Raw genomic sequence first — 9,452 nt, 5'->3', positions numbered from 1 at the left:
CCCCACAAGCCCCACCTATCCCAACAAGAATCCTCCGCGCCACACCCGGGCCGCCGCCCCGATAGCCAGCCAAATATTTTCTCGACGGGCGCCGGAGTCAAGGACCGCGAAGCGGCCGGCGAAGCCGGCGGCCGAAGGCCGTCCTTTACTCCGGGGTCCGTCGAGAAGACCCTCCAAGCAAGGGTCGGCGGCCCACACCCACCACGAAGGCCCAGGCAACTCACCAGGAAACCGAACCAGCCCGCGAGACATAAGCCTCCTTCATCACCCTGACCAGATCAGCAACCAAGACCCGCCGCTCAAGACCACGAGCGACATCACGTACCTGCACCTCCCCCGCGTCCGCCTCGACCCCGCCGATGACCGCGATGAGCGGCTCCCGGCGCCGCCGGGACTCACGAATCCTGGCGCCGAGAGAACCGCCCGGGTCGAGCCGTGGGCGGAGACCTTCGGCGACGAGCGCGTCCACGAGCCCACGAGCAGCCGCGTCCTGGGACGCGGAGACCGGGAGGACGGCGATCTGGGACGGGGCCAGCCACAACGGTAGGCGACCCTGATAGCGCTCGAGCACAGCCGCCGCGACCCGCTCCATGGAACCGACGGTGCCTCGATGGACCATCACGACTCGCTGACGAGAGCCGTCGGCGTCGTCGTAGGTGAGGTCGAACCGCTCGGGCTGGTTGAAGTCGATCTGGACGGTGGCGATGGTCTCCTCGTGACCCGCCGGGTCGATGACCTGGAGGTCGAGCTTGGGCCCGTAGAAGGCTGCCTCGCCCAGAGCCTCCGACAGCTCCAGACCGTACGCCTCCAGCCCGGCGTCCTCGACCGCTGACCGCAGGGCCTTCTCGGCGTCGGCCCACTGGGAGTCGGAGCCCAGGTAGGACGGCGAGCCGTCGCGCAGGGAGAGCCGTACGTAGTCCACGTGGAGGCCGAGGATCCGTTGGGCCTCGAGTGCGGACCGCAGCGCTCGTGCCGCCTCGTCCCGCACCTGGTCGGGACGGCAGAAGACGTGGGTGTCGTCGAGGTTGATCTGACGTACCCGGCTCAGCCCGGAGAGCACCCCGGACCGCTCGGCGCGGAACATCGGGGCGAGCTCGTGCAGCCGGATCGGGAGCTCGCGGTAGGAGTGCGGGCGCGCCCGGTAGACCAGGGCGTGGTGGGGGCAGTTGGCCGGACGGAGGACGAGGTCGTCCTCCTCCGGACCCGGCCCCATGGACATCGGCGGGAACGTGTCCTCGGCGAACTTCGCCCAGTGTCCCGAGCGCTCGAAGAGGGCGCGTTTGCCGAGCACCGGGGTCTTGACGGGTACGCAGCCGTCGGCCCGGGCCAGGTCGGCGGCGAGGCGCTCCAGCTCGGCGAAGACGACGGCCCCGTCGGGCAGCCACAGCGGCAGTCCGGAGCCGGCCAGTGGGTCGGTGGCGAAGATGGCGAGATCGCGGTTGAGGTCTCGATGGTCGAGGTTCATGGTGGATGCTCCTGGGTTTCGGCCCGGAGCATCACCACCGGAGACGAGAACCGCCCCGGAGCAATGCTCCGGGGCGGTCTGCGAAAAGTGGACAGCAGGTCAGCGCCGGAGTGGGTCCGGCGTCGTCGTGCTCATCGCGCGCTGCATGCCGTTCACCTTAGCGGCTCGGAGCGGCGTACGCATTCAGAATTCCGAGCCTCAGAGCTCGGTGGTGTCGAGCAGCTCGCCGAGCTCCTCGCGGGAGAGATCGCGCATGTCGCCGGGTTTCATGGTGCCCAGCCGGACCGGACCGATCCGGGTGCGGGTCAGTCGCGTGACCGGATGGCCGAGATGATCGAGGAGGCGGCGCACGATGCGGTTGCGTCCCTCGTGGATGACCAGCTCGATGATCGACTTGTCCTTGCGGGTCTCCATGATCCGGGCCTTGGTCACGGTCACCGGACCGTCCTCGAGGGTGACGCCGGCGAGGAGCCGCTTGCGTACGTTGGGGAAGATCTCGCCGGTGACCTCGGCGACGTAGGTCTTGTCGACCTCGTAGCTGGGGTGGGCCAGCCGGTGGGCGAAGTCACCGTCGTTGGTGAGGATGATCAGACCCTCGGTGTCGGTGTCGAGACGGCCGACGTGGAACAGCCGCTCCGGCCGATCGGCGACCAGGTCGGAGAGGTTGCGGCGGCCCTCGGGGTCGCTCATCGTCGAGACCACGCCACGCGGCTTGTTGAGGGCCAGGTAGACCTTGCCCGAGATCGGTGGGAGCCGCTTGCCGTCGACGCGTACGACGTCCTTGCCGGGGTCGACCTTGGTGCCGAGGCGGGTGACGACCTCGCCGTTGACCTCGACGGAGCCGTTGAGCATCAGGATCTCGCTGCCGCGCCGCGACGCGATGCCGGCCAGGGCCAGCAGCTTCTGGAGCCGGATCAGGCCCTCGTCGTCCAGCGGAAGATCGTCTCGCTCAGGAAGGTCGCTCACGGACTCGATTCTCCCGCATCCTCAGAGTCGGACCCATTCGCCGCGCCTTCCGGCTGAGCAGCCAGCGCCTCCTGGCTGACCTGCTCGGTCAGCTCCTCCTCCATGTCGGCGAGGTCGGGCAGGTAGGGAGCCAGCTCCGGCAGGTCGCCGAGGTCGGTGATGCCGATCCGCTCGAGGAAGTAGCCGGTGGTGCGGTAGAGGTTGGCGCCGGTCTCGTGGTCCTGCCCGGCCTCCTCGACCAGACCGCGGGTGAGCAGCGTACGCATCACGCCGTCGACGTTGACGCCACGGATCGCGGAGACCCGGGCGCGCGAGACGGGCTGCTTGTAGGCGACCACCGCGAGCGTCTCCAGCGCCGCCTGGGTCAGCCGTGCCTGCTGCCCCTCGAGCACGAAGCCTCCGACGACCTCGGCGTACGCCTCCCGGGTGTAGAACCGCCAGCCACCGGCGACGTTGCGCAGGTCGAAGCCGCGACCCTGCTCGGAGTATTCGGCGGACAGGCCCTCCAGGGCCTCGACCACCGACGCGGTCGGGTGGCCGACGGCCGAGGCCAGCGCAGCCGCCTCCAGCGGCTCGTCGGCGACCATCAGTACGGCCTCGAGCGCCGGGCGAAGGTCTGCGAACTCGATCGCGAGCGTCTCTTCGGAGGCCTCAGTCATCGTCCTTCTCCCCATCCTCGACACCATCATCGGCGCCGCCCTCCGCGGGCGGCTGCCCCTCGAACTCGTCCTGGATCAGCTCATCGACATCGAGCGCCCCGTCGCCGGTCCAGCGTACGGTCAGCTCGCCCAGCGCGGTGACCTGGTCGAACGCGACCGCTCCCTCACGGAAGAGCTCCAACAGCGAGAGGAACCGGGCCACGGTGGTCAGCGTGTCGGGCGAGTCGGCGCAGAGGCCACGGAAGGTGACCTGCCCGGAGGCGCGCAGCCGCTCGATGACCAGCGCCGCCTGCTCCTTGACCGACACCTTCGAGCCGTGGATGTGGGCGAGCCCGATCTCGGGCGGCCCCGGCTTGGGTGCCATCGCGGCGGCAGCGAGCTGGGCGAACTGGTCCAGCCCGATCCCGATCAGCACCTCGGGCAGCAGCCCCGCATAGCGCGGCTCGAGCTGCACCGAGCGCGGGTGCCGCTTGGACTCCTTCGCGAGCCGCTCACCGAAGACGGCCGCGACCTGCTTGAACGCCTTGTACTGCAACAGCCGCGCGAAGAGCAGGTCGCGCGCCTCGAGCAGCGCGAGGTCCTCCTCGTCCTCGACGTCGCCCTGCGGCAGCAGCCGGGCCGCCTTCAGGTCGAGCAGCGTGCTCGCGACCAGCAGGAAGTTGGAGGTCTGCTCGAGGTCCCAGCTGCCCTCTTCCCCCGCGCCCTTCTTGACGAAGGCGATGAACTCGTCGGTCACCGTGGCCAGGGAGACCTCGGTGATGTCGAGCTTGTGCTTGGCGATCAGGCTGAGCAGCAGGTCGAAGGGGCCCTCGAAGTTGTCGAGGCGCACCTCGAATCCCCCCGCGCCGCTCGACTCCCGCTCCTCGGCCCCGTCGGGGCCATTCGTCGTCGGCACAGTTGTCATCTGCGCGGCCGTCACCGTGGGTCAGCGAGCCGGTGCACGAGGGCGCTGTCGTCCCCGTACTCCTCCAGGTCGGCCAGCACGATCGCGAGCGCCTCGCGCACCAGCCGGCCGCGGTCGACCGCGATGCTGTGCTTGGCCCGCAGGTTGAGCCGGGCGTGCTCGAGGTCGAGCAGCTCCTCGGAGGTGATGTAGACCGTCATCTTCTCGTCATGACGTACGCGACCGCTGGACCGCTTCTTGGCGGCCTGCGCCTCCTCGGCCGGCTCGGGCACGGCGTGCACCGGCCGGGCCTTCGCCTCGGCGGCGGGCCCCGCGGCGGCAGCGCCGTCGGACGTACGCCGGAAGAGGTCGTCGGCAGCCGGAACCCTCACTCGCCGCGTTGCCATCGGGCCAGCACCTCCTTGGCGAGCATCCGGTAGGAGTCGGCACCGGTGGAGCTGGAGGCGTACTCGGTGATCGGCTCGCCGACCACGGTCGAGTCGGCGAACTTCACGGTGCGGCGGATGACGCTGTGGAAGACGCGGTCGCCCCAGCCGTTGACCAGGGTCTCCATGACCTCGCGGCTGTGCATCGTGCGGCTGTCGTACATCGTGCCCAGTATTCCGTCGATCTTCAGACGCGGGTTGAGCCGCTCCTGAACCTTGTCGATGGTGTCCTTGAGCAGAGCGACGCCACGCAGCGCGAAGTATTCACACTCCAGCGGGACGACGACGGAGTCGGAGGCGGTGAGCGCGTTGACGGTCAGCAGCCCCAGGCTCGGCTGACAGTCGATGAGGATCACGTCGTAGTTGGCCACGGCCGGAGCCAGGGCGCGGGCCAGGGTCTGCTCACGGGCGACCTCCTGGACCAGCTGCACCTCGGCGGCAGAGAGGTCGATGTTGGCCGGGAGCAGGTCGACGCCGTCGATGCCCGAGGGGACGACCACGTCCGCGAGCGTGATGTCACGCTCCATCAGCAGGTTGTAGACGGTCAGCTCGATCTCGTTGGGCTGGAGCCCCAGACCGACCGACAGCGACCCCTGCGGGTCGAAGTCGACCATCAAGACCTTGCGGCCGTGCTCGGCCAGCGCGGCACCCAGGTTGATCGTGGTCGTGGTCTTGCCGACCCCACCCTTCTGGTTGACCATCGCGACCGTGCGCGCGGGGCCGCCGGTGGCGGGGCCGGGCTCGGGAAGGTTGGGCCAGGGGCGACCGGTCGGGCCCATCTTGTTCTTGCCCGGGGAGTAGGAGCCCTCCTCGGGCTCAGGGGCGTTGGCGCGCAGCCGGGCCGAAGGCGGATAGGCCGGCGGCGGGGCTGCCGGCGTCTGCGGAGGCATCTGCGGCGCGGTCGCACCACCTGCTCCGAAATAGCTGTCTTCCATTCCTCCACCCCCGGTTCAGTTGCCGCGGCCCTGGGATGATCACGGCTAGCGGGTCTATATGTCGACACGGCGACTCTAAGACCCGGATCTGCGCGACTGTAGGAGCCGCGCCGGGCGTGTCACAAGGCAAATCCGGGTGATTCTGCTACGGGACCCGAATCTGTTGATGACCTGTGCACTTGGTGCCCCGCCAGCCCCACAGGAAGGGCCTTCGATGTGGAGAAACCTGTGGATGAATATCCACTCGATCCGCGGCCCCGCTCGACGGGCTCAGCGCGACCGACGGCGCTTCTGGAACTGGTCGTAGGCCTTGTTCGCAGCGTCCTTGATCTTCTTCTGGTTCTCGGGCTTGCGAGCCTCGTTGGCGATCTTGGCGACGGCCGCGACCACGATCGGGTTCTTCAGTAGCTTGCGCACGGCTCAACGCTAGCGGACCTCGACAACCGGGTCACAGCCGGCGCATCGCCACCGTCGCCAGGACCAGCTCGCCGGCCTCGTCGCTCGCGTCCAGGTCGGCCACCGCCTCGATCACCCAGTCGTGGTCGCCGGCCGGGTCGTCGAGGGTCTGGGTGATCCTCCAGACCCGGGTCGAGTCGTACGCCTCCTCATCCTCGTCCACCCCTGCCGGCGCACCGCGCTCGACGGTCCAGGTGAGCAGCCTCGGCGAACGCGAGTCGGCGGAGATGCCCACGTCGTCGTGCTCGGCGAAGTAGGCCTCCAGGGCGTCGTCCCAGCGGGACCTGGTCATCACGACGTCGCGCGACGGGTCGAAGCGGTCGGCGGCCGCACGCTCCAGACGCATCAGGGCGTCGAGGTCGTCTCTCGAGACCGCGTCGACCCGGGCCCACATCGCGTTGCGGACCATGATCTCGAACGCGCGGGTCTGCTGGGAGAGCGACCGCGGCGGCGGTGGCGCCTCGTGGTGGGCCACGGCCGACGGGATGTGCTCGGGGTCGGAGAGCGCCTCCCACTCGTCCAGCAGCGAGGAGTCGGTCTGCCGGATGGTCTCCCCCAGCCACTCGACCAGGTCCTCGATCTCGGGGCTCTTGTGGGTCTCGGGGACGGTGTGCCGGAAGGTGCGGTAGGCGTCGGTCAGATAGCGCAGCACCAAGCCCTCGGAGCGGGCGAGCTGGTAGCGGCTGACGACGTCGGTGAAGGTCATCCCCTGCTCGTACATCTCGCGCAGGATCGACTTCGGGTCGAGCGCGTCCTCGGGCAGCCACGGATGGGTGCCGCGGTAGACCTCGAAGAGCGCCTCGAGCCGCTCGGCCATCGGCTTGGGCCAGGTGATCTCCTCGATGAGCGCCATCCGCTCGTCGTACTCGACGCCGTCGGCCTTCATGTTCTCGATCGCCTTGCCGCGGGCCTCGTGCTGCTGGGCGAAGAGGATCTGGCGCGGCGGCTCGAGGACCGCCTCGATCACCGAGACGATCTCGAGGGTGTGCTCGGGCGACTCCGGATCGAGGGTGTCCAGCGCGGCGAGCGCGAAGTGCGCCAGGGGCTGGTTGAGCGCGAAGTCGGCGGGGAGCGCCTCGGTGAGGACGTACCGGCGTCCGTACGCGTCGGGCTCGGCGAGCCTGGTCAGGACCCCGCTGTGGACCAGGGAGCGGGTCAGCCGCAGGGCCCGGCGGGCGAGCTTGAGCTGGGTGCGCCGCTCCTCGTGGTTGTCCAGGGTGATCCGGCGCATCACCTCGAAGGCGTCCTCGTCGCGGGCGACGACGTTGAGGATCATCGAGTTGTCGACCTTCATCCGGCTCTGCAGCGGCTCGGGGGCGCCGTCGACGAGCTTGGTGAAGGTCGCCTCGGTCCACACCACGGTGCCCTCGGGCGGCTTCTTGAGCTGGGCCTTGGAGTTCTTCTTGCCGGCCTTGCGGCGCTCCTCGGACTTCGCCTTGGCCTTCTCGTTCTCGATGATGTGCTCGGGGGCCTGGACCACGACGTAGCCCTGGGTGTCGAAGCCCGCCCGTCCGGCGCGGCCGGCGATCTGGAGGAACTCCCTGGTCCGCAGGATGCGCTGGCGGCGGCCGTCGAACTTGGCCAGACCGGTGAAGAGCACCGTGCGGATCGGGACGTTGATGCCGACGCCGAGGGTGTCGGTGCCGGCGATGACCTTGAGCAGCCCGGCCTGGGCGAGCTGCTCGACCAGTCGCCGGTATCTGGGGAGCATGCCGGCGTGGTGGACGCCGATGCCCTTCCGCAGGAGCTTGGCCAGGGTCTTGCCGAACCCGGCGGCGAAGCGGACCGGCTCGAGCCGCTTGGCGATCTGGTCCTTCTCCTCGTTGGAGAGCTTGAGCCAGCCGGCGTTGAGCAGCGAGGTGCCGTGGGTGACGGCGTCCTTCTGGGTGAAGTGGACGACGTAGACCGGCGCCTGGCCGGTGGTGACGAGCTCCTCGAGGGTCTCCTGGAGCGGTGTCAGGCGCCAGTCGAAGGTGAGCGGAACGGGTCGTTCCGCCTGGTCGACGAGGACGGTGTCGCGACCGTTTCTACTGGTCATGTCCTTGGCCAGCGCGCTGGTGTCACCGAGGGTGGCGGAGAGGAGCAGGAACTGGGCCTGCGGAAGCTCGAGCAGCGGCACCTGCCACGCCCAGCCGCGGTCGGGCTCGCCGTAGTAGTGGAACTCGTCCATGATGACGAGCCCGACATCGGCGTGCTTGCCTTCCCGGAGCGCGAGGTTGGCGAGCACCTCGGCGGTGCAGCAGATGATCGGGGCGTCCGCGTTGACGCTCGCGTCGCCGGTGAGCATGCCGACGTTCTCGGCGCCGAAGGTCTCCACGAGGTCGAAGAACTTCTCGCTGACCAGAGCCTTGATCGGCGCGGTGTAGAAGGAGACCTTGTCCTCGGCCAGCGCCGCCGCGTGCGCGCCCGCCGCAACCAGGGACTTCCCCGAACCGGTCGGCGTCGCCAGGATGACGTTTTCACCAGCGAGGATCGACATGATCGCCTCGTCCTGGTGGGGGTAGAGGCTGCGGCCGCTCCCCTCGGCCCATTCCACGACCGCCTCATAGACGTCGTCGGGGCTCGCTCCGACCTTGGGGATCCAGTTGGTGTCGGTCACAGGGCCCTCGGGTGTGCGGTCGCGAAGACCTCTCGGAGATTGTCCACGGTGACAAGAGTGTAGATCTGCGTCGTGGTCACCGAGGCATGGCCCAGCAGCTCCTGCACCACACGTACGTCGGCGCCACCGTCCAGCAGGTGGGTGGCGAAGGAGTGGCGCAGGGTGTGCGGCGAGACGTCCTGGTGGATCCCGGCGCGCTCGGCGGCACGGGTCAGGACGGTCCAGGCGGACTGGCGGGAGAGGCGGCCGCCTCTGGCATTGAGGAAGAGCGCACCTCCTGAGCGGGCGGCCGCGAGATCGGGACGGGCCCGGGTCAGGTAGGCCTCGACGGCCTCGATGGCGTAGGAGCCCACCGGGACGATCCGCTCCTTGCCGCCCTTGCCTCGCAGCAGGACGACATGGTCGACCCGGTCGAGGTCGTCGACGTCGAGGCCCACCGCCTCGGAGATGCGGGCGCCGGTGCCGTAGAGCACCTCGAGGAGGGCCCGGTCGCGCAGCGCGAGCGCTGTCCCGGGTGCGCCGGCCGCCTCCAGGATCGCCTCCACGTCGGCCAGCGGCAACGCCTTGGGGAGCCGCTTCTCCGCGCGCGGAGGTTTCACGTGGCCGGCCGGGTTGGCCTCGACCAGCCCGTCGGCCACCGCGAACTTGTGGAACCCGCGTACCGCGACGACCGTCCGCGCCGCCGAGGTCGCGCTGAGCGCCGGATGCTCCTCGCTGCCCTCGCGCAGATGGGCCAGGAACCCCGAGACCGTCGCTTCCGAGACTCCCTCGAGGTCCTCGACGTCCTGTTGTGCCAGGAACTCGGCGTACCTCCTCAGGTCGCGCCGATAGGACGACAGCGTGTTGGCGGCGAGGCCCCGTTCGACCGTGAGGTGATCGAGATATGTACGCATCGCACGTCCGACCGCCGAGGCGGACCCTGAAGCAACCGATGCAGCCGTCACGTATCCATCCAACCAGCCGAGTCGGCTCATCCTGGCCGAAAACGCCGCCGAGTCGGCTCATCCTGACCAGAAATGCCGCCGAGTCGGCTCGTCATGACG

Annotated in this window: 9 protein-coding genes; all 9 read right to left on the bottom strand. The window is 69.3% G+C overall.

All coding sequences use genetic code 11. The features are described 5' to 3' along the window. Positions 1–220: 220 nt before the first annotated feature. Complete coding sequence (thrS, locus tag ACFU7D_RS26645) at positions 221–1,465, bottom strand: threonine--tRNA ligase (RefSeq protein WP_378873067.1); 1,245 nt, start codon at positions 1,463–1,465, stop codon at positions 221–223. A gap of 198 nt (positions 1,466–1,663) precedes the next feature. Further along, positions 1,664–2,431, bottom strand: a complete 768-nt coding sequence (locus tag ACFU7D_RS26640; protein ID WP_378731969.1) for a pseudouridine synthase — start codon at positions 2,429–2,431, stop codon at positions 1,664–1,666. Next, the gene (gene scpB, locus ACFU7D_RS26635) at positions 2,428–3,090 is read right to left on the bottom strand and encodes an SMC-Scp complex subunit ScpB (RefSeq protein ID WP_378873065.1); all 663 of its coding nucleotides are present in this window, start codon (positions 3,088–3,090) and stop codon (positions 2,428–2,430) included. The genes ACFU7D_RS26640 and scpB overlap by 4 nt, the downstream gene beginning before the upstream one ends. Then, complete coding sequence (locus ACFU7D_RS26630) at positions 3,083–3,994, bottom strand: segregation and condensation protein A (protein ID WP_378873063.1); 912 nt, start codon at positions 3,992–3,994, stop codon at positions 3,083–3,085. The genes scpB and ACFU7D_RS26630 overlap by 8 nt, the downstream gene beginning before the upstream one ends. A gap of 11 nt (positions 3,995–4,005) precedes the next feature. Further along, positions 4,006–4,380, bottom strand: a complete 375-nt coding sequence (locus ACFU7D_RS26625) for a hypothetical protein (protein WP_378873061.1) — start codon at positions 4,378–4,380, stop codon at positions 4,006–4,008. Continuing rightward, entirely contained in the window at positions 4,362–5,309 is a 948-nt protein-coding gene (locus ACFU7D_RS26620) for a ParA family protein (protein WP_378731995.1), read from the bottom strand. The genes ACFU7D_RS26625 and ACFU7D_RS26620 overlap by 19 nt, the downstream gene beginning before the upstream one ends. A 315-nt stretch (positions 5,310–5,624) precedes the next feature. Further along, a complete protein-coding gene (locus tag ACFU7D_RS26615) occupies positions 5,625–5,771 on the bottom strand; it encodes a hypothetical protein (RefSeq protein WP_378873059.1) in 147 nt (48 codons plus the stop codon). Positions 5,772–5,802: 31 nt separating this feature from the next. Further along, positions 5,803–8,409 carry a DEAD/DEAH box helicase gene (locus ACFU7D_RS26610; protein WP_378873057.1) on the bottom strand — a complete coding sequence of 869 codons (2,607 nt, stop codon included), beginning with the start codon at positions 8,407–8,409 and terminating at the stop codon, positions 5,803–5,805. After that, positions 8,406–9,302, bottom strand: coding sequence for a site-specific tyrosine recombinase XerD (xerD, locus tag ACFU7D_RS26605; protein WP_378873055.1), 897 nt, complete (start codon positions 9,300–9,302; stop codon positions 8,406–8,408). The genes ACFU7D_RS26610 and xerD overlap by 4 nt, the downstream gene beginning before the upstream one ends. Positions 9,303–9,452: the final 150 nt, after the last annotated feature.

The organism is Nocardioides sp. NPDC057577 (genome assembly GCF_042801335.1).
Classification (GTDB): domain Bacteria; phylum Actinomycetota; class Actinomycetes; order Propionibacteriales; family Nocardioidaceae; genus Nocardioides.
The sequence above is the reverse complement of the archived record's forward strand: the minus strand, read 5'-3'. Positions and strand labels throughout refer to the sequence as shown.